This window comes from Parabacteroides chinchillae (assembly GCF_900108035.1).
GTDB lineage: Bacteria > Bacteroidota > Bacteroidia > Bacteroidales > Tannerellaceae > Parabacteroides > Parabacteroides chinchillae.
In genome coordinates, this window is the sequence record NZ_FNVS01000005.1 from 134,039 (window position 1) to 159,680 (window position 25,642).

Consider the following 25,642-nt stretch of genomic DNA (forward strand, 5'->3'; position numbering starts at 1 on the left):
TAGTGGGACAAAATCTTGGTAAATGTACGAAAAAAGTCGCTTACTCGATAGTTTTTGTTACTTTTGCGAATCTTTGAACAGATTATGGATGATATAAGGAAAATAGCAGAACCAGTTGCGACCGAGTTTAAACAATTTAATGATGACTTTGCCGCTTCACTATGCAGTGAAACCCGCCGTTTGCAGTCGGCTATTGATACAATATTGAATTCTACCGGTAAGCATGTCCGCCCTTTACTTGTGCTTCTTGCTGCCAAGGCTTGCGGACAAGTAAACGAAAACACGATTAACTCTGCTGTTTTACTGGAGCTGCTCCACACGGCAACCCTTATTCATGATGATGTAATAGATGAAACGAAACAACGTAGGGGAGTGCCGTCGCTGAATGCAATTTTTGACAACCGCATATCTGTACTTGTAGGCGATTATGTTCTTTCTACGGCCTTGATCCGTTCTATCCAAACCGGTGATCTTCGTATAATCGGCATTGTCTCTAATCTTGGACGCGACTTGTCGGAGGGGGAAATCAAACAGCTCGAAACTGCGGAAGAGAGTATACTGGATGAAGCTTGCTACATGCAGGTTATTAAAAAGAAAACGGCAACTTTACTTTCTGCCTGTACCGAAATCGGTGCAATTTCTTCCGGTGCATCCGCTGAGACCATATCAATTTGTCGTCGTTTTGGTGAATATCTGGGCTATTGTTTCCAGATTAAGGATGATATATTTGACTATTTTAAAGAAGCTAATATCGGAAAACCTACAGGTAACGATATCCGCGAAGGAAAGGTTACATTGCCTTTATTGTATGCTTTGCGGACAAATGAAAAAGAAGCTGCTCCTTATTTAAGGATAATCTTATCAAAGGATTTTTCTGCGAAAAACATAGATGCTTTGATCGATTTTGCTAAAGTAAACGGTGGTATTGAATATGCCGGAAAACGCATGAAGGAGTTTCACGAAAAGGCTGTTTCCGTTCTGGATGAACTACCTGAATCAGCAGCCCGCGACGGGTTATTCCTTTTGGCCGATTATGTGATGAATCGAAAAAAATAAAATTGACTTTCTTTAGTTTACTTATTTATGAGGCAAAAATTATTTGTAGGGCTAATAATATGCCTGTTTTGTTCCCAATTAATAAAGGCACAAGGAATAGATGTACGTGCCGGTCTGAATCTTTCTACTTATCTGAATGCTGAAGGATCGCGTATAAGGCCGGGAGCAAATCTGGGTGTTCTGGGAGATATTAAGCTAAGCCGTTATTTTCATTTGCAACCTGGACTTTTGCTGAATGGACGTGGGGCAAATACTAAAGTCTATTCAGGAATCAAAGGGTCTGTTACCGGTTATTGGCTGGATATTCCTCTTTATGCTTCTTTCCGCATACCATGTGCTACTAATACCGTTCTCAAAATTAATGCGGGCCCTTATTATGGAGTCGGATTATTCGGTAAAACAACGGTGAAAATGGATGGTATATCCGTGTCGGTTAATACCTTTGGAAAACCGGATAATGATTATATCCGTGGAGAAGTTGCTACCCGCCAGGATTTAGGTGTTGCCCTGGAACTTGGTGTTGAATATGGTCAGTATTTGGCTTCCTTGGGCTACATGCAAGGTTGTACGGATAATTTGAATGCAGAAGGAACAAAGAATTTTCTGCTCTCTCTATCGGTTGGATATAAGTTCCGGTTCGGAAAGAAATAAGATGCTTGCCTGTCTCTAAAAGGGGAGGCAAGGAAAATGAAAAAGGCCGGCAACTTTTTTGATGAAGTTGCCGACCTTTTTTTGTTTAAATGCAGACAAGGGGTTGTTTTAGCCTTGTTGTGTGTTAAATGTTTGTAATATAGTTTTTTATGTTAAAATCAAATGCTTTTGTATATCAGCAACCAGACTACTGGCTCCGATACGGAATAAATCTTTGGTGAGCCATTCTTCTCCCAATATTTCTTTTACTATGGTATAATATTTAACGGCTTCTTCGGAAGTGCGTACACCACCTGATACTTTAATTCCGACCTTCTTTCCGGCGATAGATTCGTATGTTTTTACGACTTTGCACATCGTATATACAGCTTCCAGGGTTGCTCCCGGATATCCTTTGCCTGTTGATGTTTTAATGAAATCAGCACCACTATAAATGGCCAATATGGATGCCTTCCGGATGTTATCGGCTGTTGCCAAAGCACCAGTCTCCAGAATAACTTTCAGATGAGCTTCTCGGCAACTTTCTTTTATTTCTTGCAGTTCTTCTGCTAGTTCCTCGAAATTATCTTCCATGAAATACCCCAGATTCAGTACTACATCTATTTCGTCAGCTCCTTCCATAACGGCCATGGCAACCTCTGCAATCTTTACTTCTGCAAAGGTCTGTGAAGCGGGAAAACCAGCGGCTACAGAAGCTATTTTTACCTCTTGTGCTGTTAGTGCTTGCTTTACAGTCTCAACAAACAGGGGATAGGTACAGATGGCTGCTACATTCGGAACATCGGGCCGGGTTCCTTCAAAATCATTTACCTGTTCTACCATCTGCCAGATGCTTTCTTTTGTATCTAAGCTTGTAAGAGAGGTGAGATCGATGCAACCGTGTATGAATTTTAACACTTCAGGGGTGAAGTTGGCTTTGTAATTCTTTTCAATCAGTTTATCTATAGTTGCTTTAATCTGTTCCTCCGGTTGAGCCGGTTCAAACTTATTGAATGCTTCGTGATACTTGTCTGCGTGAGAGGTTTCATGATCGTGTCCGCACTCACAGTCGTGGGTATGTTCGTGTGCCATAAATTATAATTTTTTATTGTTGATATGTCGTTCTTTATCGCGATTGGTTTTCTTTTGTAAATTCTTCTCGAAGGCTGCAGTCATATCTACGCCCGTTTGATTGGCCAGGCAAAGTAGTACCCAAAGAACATCGGCCATTTCATCGCCCAGATCCCGGTGCTTGTCGCTTTCCTTAAACGATTGTTCGCCATAAGTACGTGCCATGATACGTGCCAGTTCGCCTACTTCTTCGGTAAGAATCGTCATGTTGGTAAGCTCATTGAAGTAGCGAACTCCGTAAGTCTTAATCCAATTGTCAACCTTTTGTTGAGCTTCTTGTATAGTTATTTCCGCCATTTGTCATTCTTTGTTTTGCGAGTCTATAAGAATAGTAACAGGCCCGTCGTTTAATAGTTCAATCTTCATGTCGGCACCAAACGTCCCTGTGGCTACTTCTTTGCCCAGTTGGATACCCATTTCGGCACAGAAAGCCTCATACATCGGGATGGCAAAGTCTGGTTTGGAAGCATGGATGTAGGAGGGGCGGTTTCCCTTTTTTGTAGACGCATGCAGTGTAAACTGGCTTACTACCATGACTTCTCCCTGAATTTCTGTTACTGAATGGTTCATTACTCCGTTTTCATCATCAAATATGCGCAGGTTTGCTATCTTTTTGCAAAGCCATTCAATGTCTTCCTGCGTATCGCGATCTTCAATGCCTACAAGGACTAGCAATCCTTTTCCGATTTTCGATTTCAGTTGCCCGTCAATCGTTACCGAAGCATATTGTACGCGTTGTGTTACTGTTCTCATCTTATATATTTTTCTCTTTTTATTGATTTACGAATAATCCTTCCTTTAAAATCTTTGCTTTGGCTTCGCCTATTAGCTTCTTTAGCTCCTCAAAATCGGCTTCCCTGATGCGTTTTACACTTTTATATTGACGTAAAAGTACGGTTTTTGTCTTTTCACCGATGCCTTTTATACTATCCAATTCTGAGGCGACCTGGGTTTTGCTTCGCTTATCTTTATGGAAAGAGATGGCGAAACGGTGTACTTCGTCCTGCATGCGCGTCAGAAGATGAAACAGAGGGCTGTTTAGCTGCATGCCTATCGTCTCCGGTGGAAATCCGAATAACAGTTCCGATGTACGATGTTTTCCGTCCTTTGCCAATCCTGCTATTGGAATAGTAAGCTGTAGTTCGTCTTCAATAACGGAACGTACAACTTCCATTTGCCCTTTGCCTCCGTCTGTTATAATCAGGTCGGGCAGGGGAGTATTTTCTTCTTTGGCACGTAGATAACGGCGGCGTACAACTTCTTTCATGGAAGCGTAGTCGTCCGGGCCAACAACTGTTTTGATATTGTATTTACGATAATCCTTTTTTGAAGGTTTTCCCATCTTAAATACGACACAAGCTGCAACTGCATCGCTTCCTTGTATGTTGGAGTTGTCAAAACATTCGATGTGTGCAGGTAATTTGGGCAGATGCAGAGCATCCTGAATCTCCTTTAAAATGCGCGTAGTACGTTGCTCCGGATTTAGTTTCTCGGATTGTTTCAGGCGGTCTACCTTGAATTGTTTTACGTTCATTTCTGATAGTTCCAGCAGTTTCTTCTTGTCTCCCCGCTGTGGGATAGTAAAGGTTATGTTGCCAAGCTCCATTTCCAATTCAAAAGGTACAATTATTTCGCGTGCTGTGCTCTTAAATCGTTCCCGCATTTCTATGATGCCTAAACTTAGAAGCTCTTCTTTCGATTCATCCAGCCGCTTCTTGTATTCAAATGTGTAAGCTTGGACTATTGCACCGTTGCCGATATGCATGAAATTGATATAAGCCGAATTTTCGTTTTCTGCAATAGAAAATACATCTATATTGTGCAACATAGGTGTTACAACGGTAGACTTAGCCCGATAATTTTCTATAACTTCGTACTTTTCTTTTACCTTCTGAGCTTCTTCAAACTTCAATTCTCCGGCAAGTGTCTGCATTTCTTCATATAGCATCTTGCTTATCTGCGAAATATTTCCGCGTAATATTTCTTTTATTTCGGAGATATTCTTTTGGTATTCTTCCCAGCTTTGTAGTCCTTCACAAGGGCCTTTGCAGCGTTTGATGTGATATTCCAGGCAAATCTTATAGCGTCCTTCGCGAATAGATTCCGGTGTAAGGGGATATTTGCAGGTGCGTATCGGATAAAGTTCCTTTAGCATTTGCAGCATTACTTTAGCCGTAAACAGGGAAGGATAGGGGCCATAGTATTGCGATCCGTCACGTATAATGTTTCTTGTTTGGAATACGCGTGGAAAATATTCATTCTTTACTACGATAGAAGGATAGGTTTTGTCGTCTTTCAGCAAAACGTTGTAGCGCGGACGATATTGCTTGATTAAATTATTCTCAAGCAAAAGAGCATCTTCTTCCGTATCTACCACTATATATTTAATGTCGCGTATTTGCTTTACAAGTACGCGTGTTTTGTTGCTGTCGTGTTCCTTGTTGAAATAAGAAGATACGCGGCGTTTCAGGTTTTTGGCTTTGCCTACATATATTATAGTTCCCTTTTCGTCAAAGTATTGGTAGCATCCCGGTTTTTCCGGGATGACAGAGAGGATCGTTTTAATATGTGTTTCTTTATCTATTGCCATTGTTATTGCCTTTGTCTTCCGCAAACCCAGTCTTTTAGCTACGTTTGCTGAAGTAATGTTTCACGTGGAACAATTTGCATATTTTTCTTATCTTCCCAAAAGCACCAGCAGAATATTGATGTCGCTTGGCGATATTCCCGGAATCCTGCTTGCCTGAGCAATGGTGTCCGGATCTATCTTTGTTAACTTCTGGCGTGCTTCTGTGGATAGAGATTGTATGGAATTATAATCGAACTTACCTTTGATACGAATGTTTTCCAGGCGGTTTATTTTATCTGCTATGATTTGTTCGCGTTTGATATAGCCGCTGTATTTAATTAATATTTCGGCAGCTTCGATAATTTCTTCTTTTCGTGAAGCAGGAACTTTGTCCAATTCGGAACGCAAAGCAGGAACCAGTTCTGCAATATTGGTTAATGTCGTTTGAGGACGCACAATCAGATCGATCAGTTTGCAACCGTGGGCTAGGGGAGTTGTCCCCAATTTCTCTAATCCCTCATTTATATATTGAGGCTTTACGGAATAATTCTCGCAAAATTGGATAATAGCATCCCGGCTGTCTTTCTTTTCTTTTAACAGGTCGTAGCGGTGCTGCGTAGCCAGTCCCAACTTATGCGACTTTTCGGTAAGGCGCATATCGGCATCATCCTGACGAAGCAAGATTCTGTATTCTGCTCTCGAAGTAAACATGCGGTAAGGTTCGTCTACACCCTTGGTTACAAGATCGTCGATCAAAACGCCAATGTAGGCTTCGTCTCGTCCCAATATAAACGAGTCACCGCCGTGGCAGTTGATGTGCGCATTGATCCCGGCTATCAGCCCTTGTCCGCCTGCCTCTTCATATCCGGTGGTTCCGTTGATTTGTCCGGCAAAGAACAGATTCTTGATTTGCTTCGTTTCCAGATTATGGTTAAGCTGTGTAGGATCGAAGAAATCGTATTCTATGGCGTATCCCGGACGATATATCTGTATATCGCGGAAAGCCGGTATTTGCTGTAAAGCACGTAGCTGAATGTCCAAAGGCAAAGAGGATGAGAAACCGTTCAGATAATATTCTTGTGTTGTCTCTCCTTCCGGTTCCAGGAATAGCTGGTGTTGCGTTTTATCCGCAAAAGTAATGATCTTTGTCTCGATACTGGGGCAATAACGCGGCCCTATGCTTTGAATCTGCCCGTTGTATAGTGGCGAATCGGGAAGCCCCTGGCGAAGTACTTCGTGGCAAGCCTCGTTTGTATAGGTTGTCCAGCAGCTTAGTTGCTTTAATACTTGGTGGGGCGTGTCAAGATATGAAAATTTATGGAAATCGGTTTCGCCCGGCTGTTCGCCCATTTCATCGAAGTGTATGCTCCGGCCATCAATGCGTACCGGTGTGCCGGTCTTCATTCGTTCTGCTTTTATGCCTAACGATACCAGTTGTTCGGTGATACCTTTTGAAGCCGGTTCCGCAATGCGTCCTCCTCTTATCTGAGTACGGCCGATATGTAATAAGCCATTCAGGAAGGTTCCGTTTGTAAGGACTACCGCTCCTGCTTTAAATTCTACATGCATGCCGGTGCGTACTCCACATACACGCCCGTTTTCTACGATGAGTTCGTTTACCATATCCTGCCAAATGAACAAATTGTCGGTATTCTCAACAATACTTCTCCAACAGTCTATAAAGCGTGCACGGTCACTTTGAGCGCGTGGGCTCCACATTGCCGGTCCTTTACTTCGGTTCAGCATGCGGAACTGGATGGCGGTTTTGTCCGTCACTATTCCCATTTGTCCACCCAAGGCATCTATCTCGCGAACGATTTGCCCTTTGGCTATTCCTCCTACTGCAGGGTTACAACTCATCTGGGCGATCTTATTCATGTCCATTGTTATCAACAGCGTTTTCGATCCCAGATTAGCCGCCGCCGCCGCCGCTTCACAGCCTGCATGTCCGGCACCTACTACAATTACGTCATAATTAAAAGTCATTGTCGTAAATCTCTATATTTCTTTTGCAAAGATAGTCAGATTCGGGTAGGTTTAGACATCTATACTTTTCTTTTTGCATATAGGAGAATCTATTTCAAAGTATAGGATAATTTATTCTTTTGAGCAGCCGGAATTTAATTTCTACCAAGCTAATAATTAATTTTGTCCTGGGAAGAAATTAATTTTGACCCGGGTCAAAAGAATAATTATACAGGATCTTTTTCTTAAATAGTGCTGTGTTTTAATTTAGTAAATCGTAACGGTGAGTATAATCAACAGTGTAAGAAGGCTATACCGGTTTGTTTAGCCGTTATAAAGAAGTAGTTGCTGTATAAAAGAGACGTTAGGTTATGAAATATGACATTCCTTGGGCAGGATTGCCAGTGCTTTATTCTCGTTGGCTTCCATGATTTCGCGCTCGCCTGGCCCTTTGTCATTGATGCCACAAAGATGCAGTATCCCGTGAATAATAGTCCGGTGAAGTTCTTCTACATAATTGGTGTGGAAAGTTTCTGCATTTGTCTTGACCGTATCGAGGCTGATAAACAGATCTCCCGATATGCGGTTCCCGTTTGTGTAGTCAAATGTTATGATGTCGGTATAGTAATCGTGCTGTAGGAATTGGCGGTTTACTTCCAGTATCTTTTCGTCCGAACAAAAGATATAACTGATATTCCCCACGGTTTTACCATATGTTTTAGCAACTTCACGCACCCATCCGCTTACGGCTTCCTGATGGATGGATGGCAAATTTATGTCTTCGGCAAAGTAAGCTATCATTGTTTCTTTTTTTGCAAAAGTACGATATTCTTCCGATTCGGTTATACGCAATGCCGTTTTATTGCCCTGCAATCACCCGAAGAACAGATATGCCATTGCGATAGCGGCAATAGCTCCGGCCAAATCTGCCAGTAAAGCGCACTGTACGGTGTAGCGCGTATTCCGGATACCTACACTTCCGTAGTATAGAGCAACGACATAGAAAGTCGTATCGCACGAACCTTGTACAATGGATGACAGACGCCCAACAAAAGAGTCGGCTCCGTATGTGTTCATTGCGTCCAGCATCATTCCCCTGGCTCCGCTTCCACTGAGCGGTTTCATCAGCATGGTTGGCAGAGCTCCTACAAATTCGGTGTTTATCCCCAATGAATTAATTCCTATACGAATGCCTTCAATTATGAAGTCCATTGCTCCTGATGCACGAAATACGCCTATACCCACCAGAATGGCTACCAGATAAGGTATGATGGTAACAGCCGTATGAAATCCTTCTTTTGCTCCTTCGATAAAGGTATCGTATACGTTTATCTTCTTGCGTATGCCGCTTATAATGAATCCGCAGATAATGGTAAACAGCAATGTGTTGGCAAATAAAGTGGAATAGAGAGACACCTGTTCTTGGTTCAATGACTTGAATAACCACACTAATCCTCCGATGAATAGGCCCATTCCGCCAAAGAATAGTATAAGGTTCTTTTGCAGGATATTAATGCGTTGCTTCAGGCAAACAGCCAGTATTGCAACTAATGTGGAGGTAAATGTTGCCAGCATGATAGGCAGGAACACGTCCGAAGGGTTGGCCGCCCCGAGTTGTGCCCTGTACATCATAATGGTTATAGGGATAAGTGTTAGACCTGATGCGTTGACACAGAGGAACATAATCATTGAATTGCTGGCCGAATCCTTGTCTTTGTTTAGTTCCTGTAGCTGCTGCATAGCCTTTAATCCCATGGGAGTTGAGGCGTTGTCTAGTCCTAACAGGTTGGCTGACAGATTCATAAATATAGATCCGGTAGCGGGATGGTCTTTCGGAATATCAGGAAACAGTTTGCTGAATACGGGCGATGCCATCCGTGCAAAAGATTGTATTAATCCGCCTTTTTCTCCTATCTTCATTATTCCCAACCATAAGGAAAGTATGCCGGTAAGTCCCAGCGATATTTCAAATCCTGTTTTGGCAGAATCGAAGGAAGCATTAATAATTTCGGTAAAAATTGTTGTGTCTCCACCTATCAGCAGTTTACCTAAAGCAACTACAAATGCAATAAGAAAGAAAGCAATCCAGATATAGTTTAGTACCATAGTTTGAAATAGAAATGTTAATCTTTATCTTTTCGGAAGATAAAATAAGAACCTAAAATAAGTTGCATTTGACAAAAATACGAATTAATTGCCAATAGATTTGTATTTTTGCTACCTAATAATTGTAAGAGGTATGAAGAAGATATTAGTTACCTATGACATGTTTCGCGAAGGATTTGCGGAGCTGGAGAGCAAATACGAGGTTACCTTTCCTGATGGACGGGACTTTACGTATGAAGAGGTGTTTGAAATGATACCTGAATATGACGTGCTTTGTTCCATGTTCGATTTTCCGGTGAATAAGGAACTTATTGATCATGCACCGAAGTTACAGATGGTTGCCAATTATGCTGTTGGCTATAATAATATAGATGTAGCTTATGCGGTAGAGAAAGGAATTGTCGTGTCTAATACTCCCGGTCCTGTGACGGCCCCAACTGCTGATATTGCTTTGGGATTAATATTAGATACAGCCCGTCGTATTACCGAATGCGATCGTAAGTTGCGTACATTGGGAAAAGAGATGAAAGTTGGTGTACTCGAGAATCTCGGAATGCCTATTACCGGACAAACATTAGGAATAGTAGGTATGGGACGAATCGGGAAAGCGTTGGCTAAGCGTGCCCGGGCTTGTGGTATGGAGGTCGTTTATCATAACCGCCGCCAGCTTTGTATCGAGGATGAAACCAAACTGGGGGTGACTTATGTTTCGTTTGAAGACTTGCTGGCACAATCTGATTTTGTTTCTTTGAATGCACCGTATACTCCTGAAACATATCATATCATCGATGAATCCGCATTAAAAAGAATGAAACCTACTGCTATCCTGATTAATACGGGGCGCGGCCCTTTGGTGGATGAACATGCTTTGGTGAAGGCGCTGCAGGAAGGCATTATTTATGGTGCCGGATTGGATGTATTTGAATTTGGCGACTATCCGTTACCTGAGTTACTCGGGATGGATAATGTAGTACTTACTCCACATATCGGGACACAGATAACAGCTACCCGTATAGAGATGGCACGTGCCGTGTCGGATAATGTAATCGGATTTCTGGAAGGCGACCGCCCTGTGTCACGGGTATTGAAACCATGACAGCGGAATTTGTGTTGAATGAGTTGTTGTCTGTTGCAAACCCTGAGAAAGCCGTTTTCTTACAACGATTTTTTTAAACAGGCCCCGGACAGTATGCCGAAGGTGATATCTTTCTGGGGTTAGTGGTTCCTCTTACCCGGAATATTGCTAAGGCAAATAAACAAACCCCTTTGTCCGAATTGCAGGTACTAGTGGAAAGTAAGTACCATGAAGCCCGTCTTTGTGCCCTATTGATCGTAGTGGAACGGTTTAAGAAGGCTTCTCCGGCAGAACGGGATGCTCTTTATAAGTTTTATTTGAAGAATGCCCGTTATATTAATAATTGGGATTTGGTGGATGTAACTTGTCCTCATGTGGTTGGTGTCTATTTGTTGGATAAAGACCGTTCGCGCCTGTATGAACTGGCAGAGAGCGATAACCTTTGGGAACAACGTATTGCCATGGTATCTACTGTTGCATTTATACGCAAAGGCGAATTCACCGATACATTGGCTATTGCGGAACGATTAATGACACATAAGCATGATTTGATGCATAAGGCTGTAGGCTGGATGTTGCGTGAGGTTGGTAAGAAAAACCGGAATACATTGACCGATTTCCTGGAAAAGTATGCTACTTGTTTACCCCGTACAGCTTTGCGTTACGCAATCGAGCATTATCCGGAAGATCAGCGGCAATATTTTTTGAAGAAGAAATGATTAAATGAACGAGACGGTGAAAAAGCAACTCCAAAAGTGGGCAAAGCAATATAATACAAAATCATTTATAACGGATGATCCTGTCCAATTTCCCCACCGCTTCCACAAAAAGCAAGACATTGAGATTTCGGCCTTTCTCACTGCCTGGATTTCTTATGGTAGAAGGCCGAATATCCTGAAGAAGGCCGAAGAATTACATCTGATTATGGGATCAAGTCCATATGAATGGTTGATGAATGACGGTATATCTGCCATTTCATCGTTTAAAACGAATGATCCGGCCATACGTGATACTTTCTATCGCTTTTATACTTATTCGGACTTAGAGGGGCTTTGTTTGCGTCTGAGAGAAATATATTTGAGGTATGACTCTTTGGAAGATGCCTTGCACGACATTCCGCATCTTGCACCTATTCCCAGGCTACAAGAGTTATTTTATAATGTGAATGGCATTCCTGTAATAAGTGGCAATTCGGCTTGCAAGCGATTGGCAATGTTTTTGCGCTGGATGGTTAGGATGGATGGAATCGTAGATTTTGGTATATGGCAATCTGCTGTTAAGCCACACCAATTGCTTATTCCTTTAGATACACATGTTTACCAGATATCGATAGAACTGGGCTTGACAAAGCAGAAGACAGCTTCTATGAAGGCAGCCTATGAGATTACAGAAGCCTTGAATACAGTCTTTCCCGGTGACCCTTGTCTGGGTGATTTTGCTTTGTTTGGATATGATATTAATAAATAAGAACAGATGAATACGATCTCTTCCGTATGCGTGTATTGCGCATCGAGTACAAAAATAGATGCTGTCTATTTTGAGGCAGCGAAGCAATTAGGGACTTTGTTGGGTGAACGGAAACTTAGGGTGGTTAATGGTGCGGGTTCTATAGGATTGATGCGTACTGTTTCGGATGCCACATTGGAAGCCGGCGGTACAGTAACAGGCGTAATTCCCCGGTTTATGGTGGAACAGGATTGGCATTATACCGGATTGACCGAATTAATCGAGGTCGATACAATGCATGAGCGTAAGCAACTGATGGCTGATACGTCTGATGCGGTGATTGCACTTCCGGGTGGTTGTGGTACATTGGAAGAGCTGTTGGAAGTGATAACCTGGAAACAATTAGGTTTGTATCTCAATCCGATTGTGGTCTTGAATACCAATCATTATTTTGATCCTTTGCTTGAAATGCTTCAGAGATGTATGGACGAACATTTTATGCGTCCTCAGCACGCTGCCATGTGGGCTGTAGCCGAAACAGCCGAACAGGCAGTTGAATTGATTTATTCTATGCCTTCCTGGGATAAAAATACCCGTAAATTTGCGGCTATTTAGCTTTAATAGCCGTACAATTTCTAAAGCATGGATTCCGGAATTATTTGGCAAGAATATATTTATTGGAAATATTTGCCGATATACGGGAGTTCTTTCAACGGCAAATCTCTTTTTACGGTGAATACGATAAAAATGAGTAATAATGTGCTGCGGTAAACTAATCGTATAATTTCCGAATCTATTTTTGGGAGCATTCCTGCCAAATATAGAATTGTAGCCAGGCTTGCATACAGGGCTGCCGATTTTAAATCGTATTGTATCGGAAACCTCTTTTGTCCGATGAAGTATGAAAGAAGCATCATTAACAGATTACAACAGAAGGATGCCCAAGCACAAGCCATATATCCGTAAGTTGGCCCGAAAAAGAGTATGATGGATACGGTAGCAATACATCCGATAGTTGAAAAATAGGCTCCCCATTGTGTCTGGTCGATTAGCTTATACCAGAATGAAAGATTAAAATAAATACCGAAGAAAAGTTCGCCCAGCATTACAATCGGGACGACACGTAGACCGGGGTAATAGCTTTTGTCTACGAAATACTTGAAAATATCTATGTAGAACGTAACGAAGAGAAAGATAAAGAGCGTGAAGATAACGAAGTATTTCATCGCTTCCGAATATGCTTTTTTACTCCCCTCTTCTTTGTTCTTGGCGAAGATGAATGGTTCGTAGGCGTAGCGGAAGGCTTGGGTGAACATAACCATAACCAGCGCTATTTTGAAGCAGGCACCGTAAATGCCGAGCTGCTCGTTTGCATATTCTTTGTCGGCAAATAGAAAAGGAAACAGGATTTTATCGGCCGTCTGGTTAAAGATTCCGGCTATTCCCAATATCAGGATCGGGAATGAATAACGCAGCATCTGCCTCCAGACTTGCAGGTCGGGTTTATGCCGGAAACCGGGTATCATGTCGGGAAGCAGCATAAGTAATGTTACAACAGTTGTTATCACATTTGAAATAAAGATGTAACCGACACTGTAATCTGCATGAAAGAACCAATCCACCGCTGAAGGATAATGTTTCATAAGCCACGGGCAGATGATAAGGAAAAAGATATTCAGTGCAATGTTGAGGAAAATGGCCAGCAGTTTAAGGAAAGCAAAGCGTATGGCCTTGCCTTTGTATCTGAGGTAGGCAAAAGGGATGCAGCAGAAAGCATCTATTCCAACTGTGATTCCCATCATCAGGATATATTCCGGATGGTTTGCATATCCAAGCGTGTTACTAATGGTTCCATAGAATGGCAGTAACAGAAGAATGAATGCAATAGAACTTATGCCCAAACTGAATAGAGCGGTCGAATAAATACGTATCGGTTCCTGTTCTTCTTTTTTATTGATGAAACGGAAGAAACCCGTTTCCATCCCGTAAGTAAGTAATACAAGCAACAGGGCTATCCATCCGTAAACATTGGTTACAATCCCAAAATCGGCAGTGCTTGCCAATACGCGCGTATACATAGGCACTAGCATCCAGTTGAGGAAACGGCCTAAAATACTGCTAACTCCATATACGGCTGTCTCTTTAGCCAACCGCTTCATTCCTTGCGCCATATAATTTGATTTAAGCCGTTATTCTTTGACGGCTACTCCGTTTATTAATCGAATAGGAACCCCTGTTCACTTCCTTTGTTTCTCCCCAGATGGGTATAAGCTAAATCTGTGACTTCACGTCCCCGCGGTGTTCGTTTGATAAAGCCTTCTTTGATAAGGAAAGGTTCGTATACTTCTTCCAAAGTTCCCGGATCTTCTCCCAGTGCAGTTGCAATTGTTGTCAACCCCACCGGACCACCGTTAAATTTATCTATAATCGTTGTAAGCAGTTTGTTATCTATCTGATCAAGTCCGTAACGGTCTATGTTCAGGGCTTCCAATGAGTAACAGGAAATGGCCTTGTCTATCGACCCTGATCCTTTCACCTGGGCAAAATCTCTTACGCGGCGGAGCAGGGCGTTTGCGATACGTGGTGTTCCCCGGCTGCGGGACGCGATTTCGCGGGCTGCACTCAGATCACATTTGACATTCAGTATGTCGGCACTGCGAAGAATGATTTTTGTTAATGTCTCTACATCGTAATATTCCAGGTGCATGTTGATACCAAACCGGGCACGAAGGGGGCTTGTAAGCAAGCCGCTTCTGGTAGTTGCCCCTACAAGTGTAAAAGGGCAGATATCAATTTGGATGGAACGTGCACTCGGACCTTTATCAATCATGATGTCAATTCTGTAATCTTCCATTGCAGAGTAAAGATATTCTTCAACAATCGGACTTAAACGGTGAATTTCATCGATGAATAGGACATCATCTTTCTCTAAAGAGGTCAAAATGCCGGCTAAATCTCCCGGTTTATCTAAAACAGGACCGGAGGTTACTTTAAAACCTACGCCCAGCTCATTTGCAATAATATTTGATAAAGTTGTTTTGCCTAGTCCCGGAGGTCCATGTAATAGAACATGATCTAATGCCTCTTTCCGCATACGTGCCGCCATAACGAACACTTTCAGGTTTTCAACAACCTTTGCCTGCCCGCTAAAATCATGAAACGAAAGAGGCCGGAGAGCGTTTTCATACTCCCGTTCGTTTTCCGGTATTTTTGCATCGCGTATATCAAAATCGTCTTCCATAATATCTTTTTATCTTGACAGGCAAAGGTAATAATTTATTCTTATACCAATTAGGAGAATAAAGAAGTAAAGAAGTCATAGTTATGATTTTAGAAATTTATAGTTATGAGTTGTAAAAATCATAACTATGACAGTCTGGAGAGTACTTATATTTATGCCAACCGGTAGCTTGGGAGAATGTTTTTATAAATACTGAAATATGGTTGATTATTGTAAATGGTATAAATAGCGCAAAAATATAGAGTATTATAGTTTTCTGATATTTTGCTAGGAAATGTCATTAAAATATTATAATTATTAGTTTAGAATAAGTATATATTCTTATCTTAGTCATTAAGATTTTTCTTGTCGTATTCTTAATAACGAATACTTGTGTTTGTTTAAAATTAACTTTAAATCTATGTGCTTATGAATCAGACATTCTATTATTTATTACTGTTTTCCTTTATTTTCTGTATGGGAAGTTGTGATAAGGAGGACTTGATACTGATATCTCCAGGAGGTAATGAAAAAGTAATTGAAGTGAAAATGTACGATGTTGGTCTTAAATTCTACTTGCAGAACGAACAAGGAGAGCCAGCTACAACCTTTAAAGAAGGAGAAAACTTTTCTATTTGTTGTTCGATAGAGAATTTTAGAGAAACAGAGTTCTTAATGTACGATCATTTTCCTCCTGATGAAATAGGTAAAGTCTATAAATCTGATGGTACATTTGTTGGAGTGGCAGATGGATTTCCTATAAATTGGGTAGATATACCTTCTATATATTATCCGGGAAGAAGTAATATAGGTGTTTTTCCGTGGATAAGAGATGATATAAATGAACAACATCCATTGCCTCCCGGTAATTATTATATAGGTTTTACTTTCAGATTTGACTTGTCAAATACTAAAGATGAGTATTACAAAAATGCCATCACGGATGAAATGAAGTTTAGAATTTATTTTACTGTAGAATGAAAATCAAATTATCATGAAAAAGCTTGCATACGTAAATGTAATTCAGCTATTAGAAGAAGATGCAGAGCTTGAAGATCCATTGAGTGTGCTTGAGATTCTGTAAATGTATCATTTTTCATAACAACTGCAAACAAATGCTTCTAATCTTCTAGTATTAATTATTCTATTCCTATCTTTGTAGGCAATAGATAGATAGTTTTGAAATATGGCAAAAGGAGCATTGTACATACTGGTCAGGAATTTTTTTATTAGAAATTTCGATGTTCGTCAGGAGAAAGAAGACGAAGAGGAAACGATTGAATCTATTAAGAAGGGTGTAGAGTTTAAAGGAACAAATCTTTGGGTACTTATTTTTGCCACGTTTGTGGCTTCTTTAGGGTTGAACACGAATTCTACTGCTGTCATTATCGGTGCAATGCTTATTTCTCCGCTTATGGGGCCGATAATGGGTTTTGGTTTAGGATTAGGCATATCCGATTTCGAGTTAATCAAACGTTCTTTCCGTAATTTTGCTACGGCTACTGTATTTAGTGTTATAACTTCTACTCTCTATTTTTTGATTTCTCCGATCAGTGAAGCTCAAAGCGAATTGTTAGCACGTACGCAACCTACCGTTTATGATGTGTTGATTGCCTTTTTCGGTGGATTGGCCGGAATTGTAGCGAGTTCTACCAAAAGTAAGGGAAATGTGATACCGGGTGTTGCTATTGCAACAGCATTGATGCCTCCTTTATGTACGGCAGGCTTTGGATTAGCCAGTGGCAATTTGTATTATTTTTTCGGCGCGTTTTATTTGTATTTCATCAATACGGTTTTTATCAGTTTGGCTACTTATGTGGTTGTAAGGCTGCTGAAATACCCCAAAAAAGTATTTCTTGATAAACAACGTGAGAAAATAGTAACCCGTTATGTCGGTATAATCGTTTTTTTTACAATTGTTCCGAGTCTCTTTCTTAGTTATAATTTAATCCGTACAAGTTACTTTAATGAAAGAGTACGTTCGTTTGTATCCGAAGAACTGAACTTTCCGAATACCCAGATATTGAGTAAAACAATTACCGATACGAGTGATAAAAAAGAAGTAAAAGTCGTATTGATCGGTGAAACTGTTCCTGAAACGATGATTGCAAATGTCCGTTCAAAAATGCCTAAGTACGGGTTGAAAGATGTTTCACTTGTTGTACAGCAAGGATTCGGGCAAGAATCTACCGATATAAATGAGTTAAAAAGTTTGCTTATGCAAGACCTGTATAAGAATCATGAAGAGGTATTGCGTGTACAGGCAATACAAATAGATTCGCTGAAGCATAAACTTGATGTTTGCCGTAGTTCATCGCGTATTACTGAAGAGGTTATGCCGGAGATGAAAGTTCTTTTCCCTTTTGTGGAAGAGGCATCATGTTCTAATACATACATCATGAAAGCATCGACAGAAAAGCAAGATACTGTAATGTTAGTTTATTTGAAATGTAAGGATAGAGAACGCATTAACGCTGAAGAAAAGAAAAAAATACGTGAATGGTTATCTGCACGAGCGGGTGTTGGTAATGTAAAATTATTAATTGAATAAAAGAGAGAGAATGAATTTGAAGAAGAGAGTATGTGCCTTGTTGCTGCTTTTTGTTGTTGCGGGACAGGCTTATGCTGATGAAGGGATGTGGGTGCTTAAGGAGTTGAATAAACAGAATTTAGCCCGTATGAAGGAACTGGGTTTTACTCCTTCGTACAAACAGGTTTATAGTGAAACAGACCCTTGCGTAGCTAATGCTGTTGTTATTTTTGGCGGTGGATGTACAGGTATTACTGTTTCCGACCAAGGTTTAATTTTTACGAACCACCATTGTGGATTTGGTGCTATCCAGCAATTAAGTAGTGTGGAACATGACTATTTGAAAGACGGTTTTGTTTCGCAAAATTTGTCTGAAGAATTGCCGGTTCCGGGACTATCGGTTCGTTATTTACATGAAACGGTAGATGTAAGCGACCGTATCAATAGTGAAATATCAGGGATCAGTGATGAGTTTAAGCGTTTGGCTGCAGCAGACTCAATTGGACGTGTTATTTGCGATTCTATCGGTAATACTGAGTTTGTATCGGCCGATGTAATCCCTTTTTATAATAATAATAAATATTTTTTGATTGTATATGATGTGTACCGTGATGTGCGTATGGTATTTGCTCCACCGAGCTCAATTGGAAAATTTGGAGGCGATACAGACAACTGGATGTGGCCGCGCCATACGGGTGACTTTTCTATTTTCCGTGTTTATGCCGGTAAGGATAATAAGCCGGCTGAGTATAATGCGGACAATAAACCCTATCAGCCTAAATATGTAGCAGAAGTTTCATTGCAGGGCTACCAGGATAAAGATTATGCCATGACTATAGGCTTTCCGGGAAGTACAGACCGTTATCTTAGTTCGTGGGGAGTACAGCAACGTATTGAAAATTCGAATAAACCACGCATAGAAGTGCGTGGAATCAAACAGGCTATCTGGAAAGATGCTATGTTGGCTAGCGATGAAATCCGTATTAAATATGCATCGAAATATGCGGGAAGTTCCAATTATTGGAAAAATTCGATTGGAATGAATCGGGGATTGGCAAACCTGAATGTAATTGAACGTAAGAAGAAAGAAGAAGCGGATTTTGCTGCATGGGTTGCACAAGATGAACAGCGTAAAGAAAAATATGGTAATGTACTTGAACTGTTAGAGAAAGGTTATACCTCTACAAACGAATATAGACAAGCGGCTACTTATTTGATGGAGGCTTTCTCCAGTGGAGCTGAAATTGTACGTTTAGCCCGTATGATACAATCAGTAGATGTGGATGGCTCAACTTCCGAAGAGAAAGACGCTTTTATGAAAGAACGTATTGAGTCTTTTTTTAAGGATTATGATCCGGCTCTCGATCAAAAGGTATTAACCGCTATGATGAAAGTAGTAAAAGAGCGTGTACCCGAACAATTCCTTCCTGATATTTATAAGCAAATAGATAAGAAGTATAAAGGAGATTACGAAAAATATACGGCTGATGTTTTTAAGAAAACGAAACTGCTTTCGTACGATCAAATCGAGTCTATTATAAAAAATCGTAAACAATACGATAAGTTTAAAAAAGATCCTGCGGCCGAATTAAGCCTTTCTGTCTTGATTTCCCTTTTTGAATTACAACAATTCATGAGTGATGCGGAATATGATATATCCAAAGGAGAGCGTTTATATTTTGCAGGTTTGAAAGAAATGCATCCGGATGAAGCATTGTCCTCTGATGCGAACTTTACTATGCGTCTGAGCTATGGATCAATTGGCGGATATAAACCTTATGATGCGGGTTGGTATGATTTTTATACTACCGAGAAAGGTATCCTGGAAAAAGAGAATCCTGCCAGTGATGAGTTTTGGGTACAACCCGAGTATCTTGATCTGATACGCAGTAAAGACTTTGGTCCTTATGCGAATGAAAATGGAGATCTTCAACTTTGTTTCCTTACGAATAACGATATTACCGGAGGAAATTCGGGTAGCCCTGTTTTTGATAAGAATGCCCGCTTGATAGGATTGGCATTTGATGGGAACTGGGAAGCTATGAGTGGCGATATTGCTTTTGAACCGGATTTGCAGCGTTGTATAGGTGTAGATATCCGTTATGTTTTATTTGTCGTGGATAAGTGGGGCAAATGTTCTCGTCTTATTGATGAATTGAAACTTGTAAAATAAGGGATTTCGGAAATTAACCTTAAAAATATAGCTTTATGAAAAAAAATCTTCTTATAATTGTTTTTTGTACGATATTTGCAGTTAACAACCTGTCTGCTGTTGATAATCATGCCAAGCATGTGATATTGATCGGACTTGACGGTTGGGGTTCTTACAGTATCGGAAAGGCCGAAATGCCTAATGTTAAAAAAATGATGACAGAAGGGTGTTATACGCTGAATAAACGTTCTGTTTTGCCATCATCAAGTGCAGTGAATTGGGCTTCTATGTTTATGGGAGCAGGCCCCGAGTTGCACGGATATACGGAATGGGGTTCGCAGGTACCGGAGTTGCCATCGAGAATTGTAGATGAGGATGGTATTTTTCCGACTGTATTTGGCTTATTACATCGTGCTGATCCGAAAGCAAAGATTGGTTGTATTTACGAATGGGATGGAATTCGTTATTTAGTAGATACATTGGCTTTGAGCTATGATAAACATGTTGTTGAGGCTTCGGCTGATTCTACGGCTACTGCCCGTTTTGCAGTAGAGTACATCAAGCAGGAAAAGCCGGATTTATTAGCTGTTATTTTTGATCAGCCCGATCATGTAGGCCATGCAGTAGGCCATGATACTCCGGCGTATTATACAAAATTGAAAGAGCTAGACAGTTATATAGGTCAAATTGTGCAGGCTGTGAAAGATGCTGGGATATGGGATGAAACTATTATAATTGTAACCGCCGATCATGGTGGTATTGGAAAGGGCCACGGAGGTAAAACCATGCAGGAAATGGAAACCCCATTTATCATTGCTGGTAAAGGCATTAAAAAAGGACATGTCATTGAAGAAAGTATGATGCAGTTCGATGTAGCCTCCACCGTCGCATGGATTTTTGGCCTGCAACAGCCTCAAGTGTGGATAGGACGTAGTATTATTAAATAATACACCTTCCGCACATGGATGCTCTCTTTGCATCCCCGTTTGCCCCCGGCGCATTTATGTGTTGGGGGCTTTTTTATCCGGTTAATCCATTAAAAACATTAATAATGGCATGTAGTCTTTTAGGTTTGATTTCATTATTTTCAGTGATTTGGTGATGTGGTATTCCACCCCTTTAACTGTAAGACCTGTAATCTCTGCTATCTCTTTTACGGATTTGTTTTCGAAACGGCTTAGCCGGAATACATGTTGAGTTTGTTCAGGTAAAGTAAGAAGTGTCTCTTTGACTATTTTTCTAATCTCTTTTGAAAAGATTTCCGATGGATCGCAAGCTTCCAGCGTTGATATGCGGAGATTTATTTCTCTATTCATGATATCCGCCATATTCTCGATTACATTATGTTGGATGGCTTGATGACGAAGATAATCCAAAGACTTGTTCTTTAGGATGGTTAGTAATAAAGCATCGGAAATATCGGTTTCGCCGGAAGAAATCAGCTTCCAGTATTTTACCAATGATTCGGCAACAATGTCTTCTGCTGCCATGTCATCGTGTACATACGATTTGGCAAACAGAAAAGAGCGTCTATAATTCCGGTTATAGATACTGTCGAAATCCTTATTGTCCACGTTATATTCCTTATTTATTGCATAAAAATAGAGATATTTTCAGAAAACCATACGAATGCCTAACTTTATTTATATGCAAATTGTTCAGTTAACATATCAGATGGACTTGTAACACGTTTGTAACATGTGTGTAATTGGAGTGAAATAACTGTTTCAGACCTTTGTGCAAAATTAAGAATAAATTATTTATGGAAACATTTTATCTTTTTCTGGTGGTCTTCCTGTTCATTCTGGCTGTGTTTGACCTTTCTGTCGGGGTCAGTAATGACGCGGTAAACTTCCTCAATTCGGCGATTGGTTCCAAAGCAGCTTCGTTTAAAACTATTATGGTAATTGCCGCCATCGGTATTTTTGTAGGAGCCTCACTCTCTAACGGTATGATGGATGTAGCACGTCATGGTATCTATCAGCCGCAGCATTTTTACTTTTCCGAGATTATGAGCATTTTATTGGCTGTGATGCTTACGGATGTAGTGCTGCTGGATATTTTTAATTCGTTAGGAATGCCGACTTCTACTACCGTGTCGTTGGTTTTTGAATTATTGGGAGGTACGGTTGCCATTGCCATGATGAAAATAATTAACTCCGACGGAGTTTTGCAACTTGGAGATTTGCTGAATACAGATAAAGCGTTTACTGTGATTCTTGCCATATTCGTTTCGGTGGCTATAGCGTTCTTTTTTGGAACGTTGGTGCAATATATAGCCCGGCTTATGTTTACCTTTAATTATAAGAAGCAAATGAAGTATTTTGCTGCCATTTTCGGAGGTATTGCCGCAACTGCCATTGTTTACTTTATGCTTATAAAAGGTTTGAAGGAAAGTTCCTTTATGGATGGCGATGTTAAGAATATGGTGTATAGTAATACTGCAACTATTGTCTGGATTTGTTTTGTAGTATTTACAATTTTGATGCAAATACTTCACTGGCTAAAGGTAAACGTGTTTAAAGTCGTTGTATTGATGGGTACATTTTCTCTTGCCCTTGCTTTTGCCGGCAATGACTTGGTTAACTTTATCGGTGTTCCTTTGGTTGGCTATTCTTCTTATATGGACTATGTAGCGCAGGGCGGAACAACAACAACCGACACTTTCCTGATGTCTTCCTTGCTGGAACCGGCACAGACTCCTATCTATTTCCTTATTGGCGCAGGCATGGTTATGGTGATTGCTTTGGCCACATCCAAAAAAGCGCATAACGTAGTAAAAACCTCTCTCGATCTTTCCCGCCAGGCAGAAGGTGATGAAAACTTTGGAACCTCTCCTGTAGCACGTGTTCTGGTTCGTACATGCAGCAACATCGCTTCTACGATTGATAGCATTACTCCTTTATCGGTAAAAAACTGGATCGACAGCCGTTTTAATAAAAATGAAATGATTCTGGAAGACCGTGCCAGCTTCGACCTTGTGCGTGCTTCTGTCAATGTAGTACTTTCAGGTCTGTTGATAGCCTTGGGAACTTCTTTGAAACTGCCTTTGTCTACTACTTATGTGGCTTTCATGGTTGCGATGGGTAGTTCATTGGCCGACCGTGCGTGGGGGCGCGAGAGTGCCGTATTCCGTATCACAGGGGTGCTTTCTGTTATTGGCGGTTGGTTTATCACTGCGGGAGCTGCCTTTACGATCTGTTTCGTCGTAGCATTGATGATCTATTTCGGAGGCATACCGGCTATGGTGTGTATGGTAGGATTGGCTGTTTACTCTTTGGTACGCAGCCAGATTGCCTATAAGAAGAAGATGCGTAAACAGGCTTTAAAGGAAGAGGTGAACTCTACGGTTGCCAAATTACGTAAATCTACCGATGCACGCGAAGCGTTAGCTTTATTCCGCGAACATAGCCGCGAAGAGGTGCAAACCGATCTTACTTTCACTGCCGGGATGTTATCGCAGGCAATTTATGGTTTTATGAATGAGAACCTGCGTGATTTAAAGAAGACTTTAGCGGCTGTGGCCGAAAAGAAAGTACACCTGAAGCAGGTAAAGCGTGTAGGTACTCTTGGTGTTACCCAGCTGGAACATGATATAGCGGTAGAGAAAGGTTTATATTATTATCAGTGCAATGATTTTGCCAGTGAAATAATCTTTAGCATCCACCGTCTTACCGAGCCTCTGAAAGACCATATAGATAACAACTTCCCGCCTCTTGGCGCTATCCAGAAGGAAGAGTTTGGTGCTGTGACAAAGAAAGTGATAGATTTTGAAAACCGTTGTGCCCTTATGGTCGAGAAGAATGACTATACGGATATGGAAGCATTGGTTGCCGAATCGGTAAGCCTGCATAACCAACTTACAGCATTAAAGAAAGGAGAGTTAAAACGTATTCAGGGGCAGAGCGGAAGCACAAAAGTCAGTATGTTATACCTCAATATGGTGCAGGAAGTGCAGAACGTTGTAGCTTTCACCGGCAATCTTATTAAAGTGAGCCGCAAGTTCCAGAAAGAATAACCTACGGAAAAAAGGGAAGGGATAAGGTGAGAGTGTATCACGTTACTGCGTGGCAGTCTTTCACCTTATGCCGTGACAGTGTATCACGTTACCGCGTGGCAGTCTTCCACCTTATGCCGTGAGAGTGTACCACGTTACCGCGTGATGCATTCTCACCTTATAAGATGACTTCCTTCCACCTTACCGCATGAAAGTTTTTTGTTAAAACGGACGTCCGGTTTCTGTTTCAAACCGTTTTAAAGCTCGATGTTAAGCGAAGAGTTGCGAAGTATCACAATACTTTCTGGCCCCATATTGAACAGCAGGTCTATGATGCTTAGATTGGGCAGGAAACCGGATTTAGCCTGAAATACCTGGTAATAAGGCTTAGGATCGAATGTGGGATCGGGCATTGGTTGGCGCGGACGGATCGATTCGCGGAAATCGACGGGTACGACGGGAGAGTAATCTTCGGTATAAATTATATTGGGTTGTATATCCAGCAGATTACAGACCGTTTGCCGGAGTTCTTCGTTGAAATCGAGTAAAAAGCCGTATCGCTTTTCATAAAAAGGGGCGAAATCTTCTTCGTAATATTCAAAAAAGGGGCTCATGTTATAAGCCGAAACGATTGCATTCCAGTGCAGGTGGCGCCAGTTGCCATGATCGGAAATACGGATGTCTTTTGTCAGGCATTTAAGCGTGTCAGGCTTTATTATGGGGACTGATAAGGACAAAGGCCCGTTGGCTGCAGCAATGGTACAGCGGTTACGGTAAGTCTGCTTTAAATAGTTCTCGAATATTTCCAGACGGACTTCAGGAAAAGAATACATTTTGCAATATTGCTGGATTGGCCCCAGATAGGATGTCGAAAGATATACGGATTGCATCAGTTTACAGGTTTTAATATTCGTTGTTTGTCCTGGCTATACCAGCATATTAAGGCATTGCCTATTATATGGTCTGCCGGGATGAAGCCTAAGTGGCGTGAATCTACCGCATCATTTGTATTGTCGGATAGCATCCAATAATAGTCTTGTTTGAAGAAAAAGAAAGAGGTTTCTTTTCCGTCGATGTAAAGTTTGCCGTTGCGGAATACGGCTTTTCCGCTCGTTTCTTTTAAAATGGCCTCTTTGCAAGCCGTCAGGGCTGCATTGTTCAAACGGTAAGCATGCCCTTTTTGTGGAACAACGAGCGTATAGTTGTCGGTCTGCTCGTTTATAAACCGGAGGTTTGTATCGTCGGTCAGCTCTTCTCTAAGCTGATACTCTTCAAAAGTGGTAAGACGTAGCGTGAATCCATACGCCTCCTTTTTCAGGTCTCTTTGAGGAATGTTCAGCTTTCGCAAAGCTTGTATAAATTCATTTTCCGCACTTGCCGTAACAAAATAAGTAGTAAGCGTCCGCGGAGAACGGGGTATTTGTTTACCATTTACATTGTAGCTGTCGTAGTTTACATGAATCGTATCGCCCGGCATTCCTATGCAACGGCTGATAAAAAGAGGAGACGTTGTTGTGTCTTGCAGCAAAGGACTGGTGAATAATACTACCCGATTGCGTCCCGGATTGCCTTTTACAGGCAATTTATTTACGAGTATGTAGTCGCCTTGATGAAGCGATGTCTCCATGGCATCGGTCGATATACGGTATGATCCGATACAGTAAAAACGTATTAACATAACAATCCCTCCCAGTAGTGCAAAGGCTACCAGCCATTTCAGGATGGAAAGGATCGTATGTTTCATATGTGCTTTGCTCTTTCTCTG

The 25,642-nt window shown here is 41.2% G+C and carries 22 protein-coding genes and 1 pseudogene; 11 read left to right on the plus strand and 12 right to left on the minus strand.

Features of this window, described 5'->3' with window-relative positions; translation table 11 throughout:
• The first annotated feature begins 84 nt into the window (after nt 1-84).
• Together C4S38_RS05435 and C4S38_RS05440 are read left to right on the plus strand one after the other, a co-directional pair.
• The gene (locus C4S38_RS05435; RefSeq protein WP_103982867.1) at nt 85-1,056 is read left to right on the plus strand and encodes a polyprenyl synthetase family protein; all 972 of its coding nucleotides are present in this window, start codon (nt 85-87) and stop codon (nt 1,054-1,056) included.
• 27 nt (nt 1,057-1,083) lie between these two features.
• Nucleotides 1,084-1,707: a porin family protein gene (locus C4S38_RS05440; RefSeq protein WP_103982868.1), complete on the plus strand. Its 624-nt coding sequence runs from the start codon at nt 1,084-1,086 to the stop codon at nt 1,705-1,707.
• A 147-nt stretch (nt 1,708-1,854) separates the two neighbouring features.
• Here the strand turns inward: C4S38_RS05440 and deoC are convergent, their stop codons facing one another.
• The 7 genes from deoC to C4S38_RS05475 form a co-directional block, all read right to left on the minus strand.
• Complete coding sequence (gene deoC / locus C4S38_RS05445; RefSeq protein WP_103982869.1) at nt 1,855-2,778, minus strand: deoxyribose-phosphate aldolase; 924 nt, start codon at nt 2,776-2,778, stop codon at nt 1,855-1,857.
• Nucleotides 2,779-2,781: 3 nt separating this feature from the next.
• A complete protein-coding gene (locus C4S38_RS05450) occupies nt 2,782-3,114 on the minus strand; it encodes a nucleotide pyrophosphohydrolase (protein WP_103982870.1) in 333 nt (110 codons plus the stop codon).
• Nucleotides 3,115-3,117: 3 nt separating this feature from the next.
• The gene (gene dtd, locus C4S38_RS05455) at nt 3,118-3,570 is read right to left on the minus strand and encodes a D-aminoacyl-tRNA deacylase (protein ID WP_103982871.1); all 453 of its coding nucleotides are present in this window, start codon (nt 3,568-3,570) and stop codon (nt 3,118-3,120) included.
• A 19-nt stretch (nt 3,571-3,589) separates the two neighbouring features.
• On the minus strand, nt 3,590-5,407 hold the full coding sequence (gene uvrC / locus C4S38_RS05460) for an excinuclease ABC subunit UvrC (RefSeq protein ID WP_103982872.1): 1,818 nt from the start codon (nt 5,405-5,407) through the stop codon (nt 3,590-3,592).
• A gap of 87 nt (nt 5,408-5,494) precedes the next feature.
• Complete coding sequence (mnmG, locus tag C4S38_RS05465) at nt 5,495-7,372, minus strand: tRNA uridine-5-carboxymethylaminomethyl(34) synthesis enzyme MnmG (protein ID WP_103982873.1); 1,878 nt, start codon at nt 7,370-7,372, stop codon at nt 5,495-5,497.
• 348 nt (nt 7,373-7,720) lie between these two features.
• A complete protein-coding gene (ybeY, locus tag C4S38_RS05470; protein WP_103982924.1) occupies nt 7,721-8,152 on the minus strand; it encodes an rRNA maturation RNase YbeY in 432 nt (143 codons plus the stop codon).
• 72 nt (nt 8,153-8,224) lie between these two features.
• Entirely contained in the window at nt 8,225-9,457 is a 1,233-nt protein-coding gene (locus tag C4S38_RS05475) for a nucleoside recognition domain-containing protein (protein WP_103982874.1), read from the minus strand.
• A 133-nt stretch (nt 9,458-9,590) separates the two neighbouring features.
• Here C4S38_RS05475 and C4S38_RS05480 point away from each other — a divergent pair, with 133 nt between their 5' ends.
• The 4 genes and pseudogenes from C4S38_RS05480 to C4S38_RS05495 all read left to right on the plus strand — a co-directional run bounded on the left by C4S38_RS05480 (nt 9,591) and on the right by C4S38_RS05495 (nt 12,593).
• Nucleotides 9,591-10,553: a 2-hydroxyacid dehydrogenase family protein gene (locus tag C4S38_RS05480; RefSeq protein WP_103982875.1), complete on the plus strand. Its 963-nt coding sequence runs from the start codon at nt 9,591-9,593 to the stop codon at nt 10,551-10,553.
• A pseudogene (locus tag C4S38_RS05485) lies at nt 10,550-11,251 on the plus strand (DNA alkylation repair protein). The gene C4S38_RS05480 and the pseudogene C4S38_RS05485 overlap by 4 nt, the downstream one beginning before the upstream one ends.
• Nucleotides 11,252-11,255: 4 nt before the next feature.
• Nucleotides 11,256-11,999, plus strand: a complete 744-nt coding sequence (locus tag C4S38_RS05490; protein ID WP_103982876.1) for a TIGR02757 family protein — start codon at nt 11,256-11,258, stop codon at nt 11,997-11,999.
• 6 nt (nt 12,000-12,005) lie between these two features.
• Nucleotides 12,006-12,593, plus strand: coding sequence for an LOG family protein (locus C4S38_RS05495; protein WP_103982877.1), 588 nt, complete (start codon nt 12,006-12,008; stop codon nt 12,591-12,593).
• A gap of 59 nt (nt 12,594-12,652) precedes the next feature.
• Here the strand turns inward: C4S38_RS05495 and C4S38_RS05500 are convergent, their stop codons facing one another.
• Complete coding sequence (locus C4S38_RS05500) at nt 12,653-14,149, minus strand: lipopolysaccharide biosynthesis protein (protein WP_103982878.1); 1,497 nt, start codon at nt 14,147-14,149, stop codon at nt 12,653-12,655.
• Between the two features lie 44 nt (nt 14,150-14,193).
• Nucleotides 14,194-15,219, minus strand: coding sequence for a Holliday junction branch migration DNA helicase RuvB (gene ruvB, locus C4S38_RS05505; RefSeq protein WP_103982879.1), 1,026 nt, complete (start codon nt 15,217-15,219; stop codon nt 14,194-14,196).
• Between the two features lie 408 nt (nt 15,220-15,627).
• On the opposite strand from ruvB, the gene C4S38_RS05510 reads away from it, so the two are divergent.
• From C4S38_RS05510 to C4S38_RS05525, 4 genes are all read left to right on the plus strand, one after another.
• Complete coding sequence (locus C4S38_RS05510) at nt 15,628-16,179, plus strand: hypothetical protein (protein WP_103982880.1); 552 nt, start codon at nt 15,628-15,630, stop codon at nt 16,177-16,179.
• A 205-nt stretch (nt 16,180-16,384) separates the two neighbouring features.
• Entirely contained in the window at nt 16,385-17,749 is a 1,365-nt protein-coding gene (locus tag C4S38_RS05515; RefSeq protein ID WP_103982881.1) for a TIGR00341 family protein, read from the plus strand.
• Between the two features lie 10 nt (nt 17,750-17,759).
• Nucleotides 17,760-19,901 carry a S46 family peptidase gene (locus C4S38_RS05520; protein ID WP_103982882.1) on the plus strand — a complete coding sequence of 714 codons (2,142 nt, stop codon included), beginning with the start codon at nt 17,760-17,762 and terminating at the stop codon, nt 19,899-19,901.
• Nucleotides 19,902-19,936: 35 nt separating this feature from the next.
• Nucleotides 19,937-20,827 carry an alkaline phosphatase gene (locus C4S38_RS05525; protein ID WP_103982883.1) on the plus strand — a complete coding sequence of 297 codons (891 nt, stop codon included), beginning with the start codon at nt 19,937-19,939 and terminating at the stop codon, nt 20,825-20,827.
• An 81-nt stretch (nt 20,828-20,908) separates the two neighbouring features.
• Here the strand turns inward: C4S38_RS05525 and C4S38_RS05530 are convergent, their stop codons facing one another.
• On the minus strand, nt 20,909-21,454 hold the full coding sequence (locus C4S38_RS05530; protein ID WP_103982884.1) for an RNA polymerase sigma-70 factor: 546 nt from the start codon (nt 21,452-21,454) through the stop codon (nt 20,909-20,911).
• Nucleotides 21,455-21,642: 188 nt separating this feature from the next.
• On the opposite strand from C4S38_RS05530, the gene C4S38_RS05535 reads away from it, so the two are divergent.
• Nucleotides 21,643-23,898, plus strand: coding sequence for an inorganic phosphate transporter (locus C4S38_RS05535; protein WP_099464749.1), 2,256 nt, complete (start codon nt 21,643-21,645; stop codon nt 23,896-23,898).
• 236 nt (nt 23,899-24,134) lie between these two features.
• On the opposite strand, the gene C4S38_RS05540 is transcribed toward C4S38_RS05535, so the two are convergent.
• Nucleotides 24,135-24,767: a WbqC family protein gene (locus C4S38_RS05540; protein WP_103982885.1), complete on the minus strand. Its 633-nt coding sequence runs from the start codon at nt 24,765-24,767 to the stop codon at nt 24,135-24,137.
• The gene (gene lepB / locus C4S38_RS05545; protein ID WP_099464747.1) at nt 24,767-25,621 is read right to left on the minus strand and encodes a signal peptidase I; all 855 of its coding nucleotides are present in this window, start codon (nt 25,619-25,621) and stop codon (nt 24,767-24,769) included. The genes C4S38_RS05540 and lepB overlap by 1 nt, the downstream gene beginning before the upstream one ends.
• Between the last annotated feature and the right edge of the window lie 21 nt (nt 25,622-25,642).

Bases quoted from the DNA above. Each gene is read 5' to 3' on its own strand.
- C4S38_RS05435 (WP_103982867.1), top strand. From the start codon at position 85: ATGGATGATATAAGGAAAATAGCAGAACCAGTTGCGACCGAGTTTAAA.
- C4S38_RS05450 (WP_103982870.1), bottom strand. From the start codon at position 3,114: ATGGCGGAAATAACTATACAAGAAGCTCAACAAAAGGTTGACAATTGG.
- ruvB (WP_103982879.1), bottom strand. From the start codon at position 15,219: ATGGAAGACGATTTTGATATACGCGATGCAAAAATACCGGAAAACGAA.
- ybeY (WP_103982924.1), bottom strand. From the start codon at position 8,152: ATGATAGCTTACTTTGCCGAAGACATAAATTTGCCATCCATCCATCAG.
- C4S38_RS05520 (WP_103982882.1), top strand. From the start codon at position 17,760: ATGAATTTGAAGAAGAGAGTATGTGCCTTGTTGCTGCTTTTTGTTGTT.
- C4S38_RS05495 (WP_103982877.1), top strand. From the start codon at position 12,006: ATGAATACGATCTCTTCCGTATGCGTGTATTGCGCATCGAGTACAAAA.
- C4S38_RS05440 (WP_103982868.1), top strand. From the start codon at position 1,084: ATGAGGCAAAAATTATTTGTAGGGCTAATAATATGCCTGTTTTGTTCC.
- C4S38_RS05515 (WP_103982881.1), top strand. From the start codon at position 16,385: ATGGCAAAAGGAGCATTGTACATACTGGTCAGGAATTTTTTTATTAGA.
- uvrC (WP_103982872.1), bottom strand. From the start codon at position 5,407: ATGGCAATAGATAAAGAAACACATATTAAAACGATCCTCTCTGTCATC.
- mnmG (WP_103982873.1), bottom strand. From the start codon at position 7,372: ATGACTTTTAATTATGACGTAATTGTAGTAGGTGCCGGACATGCAGGC.
- dtd (WP_103982871.1), bottom strand. From the start codon at position 3,570: ATGAGAACAGTAACACAACGCGTACAATATGCTTCGGTAACGATTGAC.
- C4S38_RS05480 (WP_103982875.1), top strand. From the start codon at position 9,591: ATGAAGAAGATATTAGTTACCTATGACATGTTTCGCGAAGGATTTGCG.
- C4S38_RS05510 (WP_103982880.1), top strand. From the start codon at position 15,628: ATGAATCAGACATTCTATTATTTATTACTGTTTTCCTTTATTTTCTGT.
- C4S38_RS05490 (WP_103982876.1), top strand. From the start codon at position 11,256: ATGAACGAGACGGTGAAAAAGCAACTCCAAAAGTGGGCAAAGCAATAT.
- lepB (WP_099464747.1), bottom strand. From the start codon at position 25,621: ATGAAACATACGATCCTTTCCATCCTGAAATGGCTGGTAGCCTTTGCA.
- C4S38_RS05475 (WP_103982874.1), bottom strand. From the start codon at position 9,457: ATGGTACTAAACTATATCTGGATTGCTTTCTTTCTTATTGCATTTGTA.
- deoC (WP_103982869.1), bottom strand. From the start codon at position 2,778: ATGGCACACGAACATACCCACGACTGTGAGTGCGGACACGATCATGAA.
- C4S38_RS05500 (WP_103982878.1), bottom strand. From the start codon at position 14,149: ATGGCGCAAGGAATGAAGCGGTTGGCTAAAGAGACAGCCGTATATGGA.
- C4S38_RS05540 (WP_103982885.1), bottom strand. From the start codon at position 24,767: ATGCAATCCGTATATCTTTCGACATCCTATCTGGGGCCAATCCAGCAA.
- C4S38_RS05525 (WP_103982883.1), top strand. From the start codon at position 19,937: ATGAAAAAAAATCTTCTTATAATTGTTTTTTGTACGATATTTGCAGTT.
- C4S38_RS05535 (WP_099464749.1), top strand. From the start codon at position 21,643: ATGGAAACATTTTATCTTTTTCTGGTGGTCTTCCTGTTCATTCTGGCT.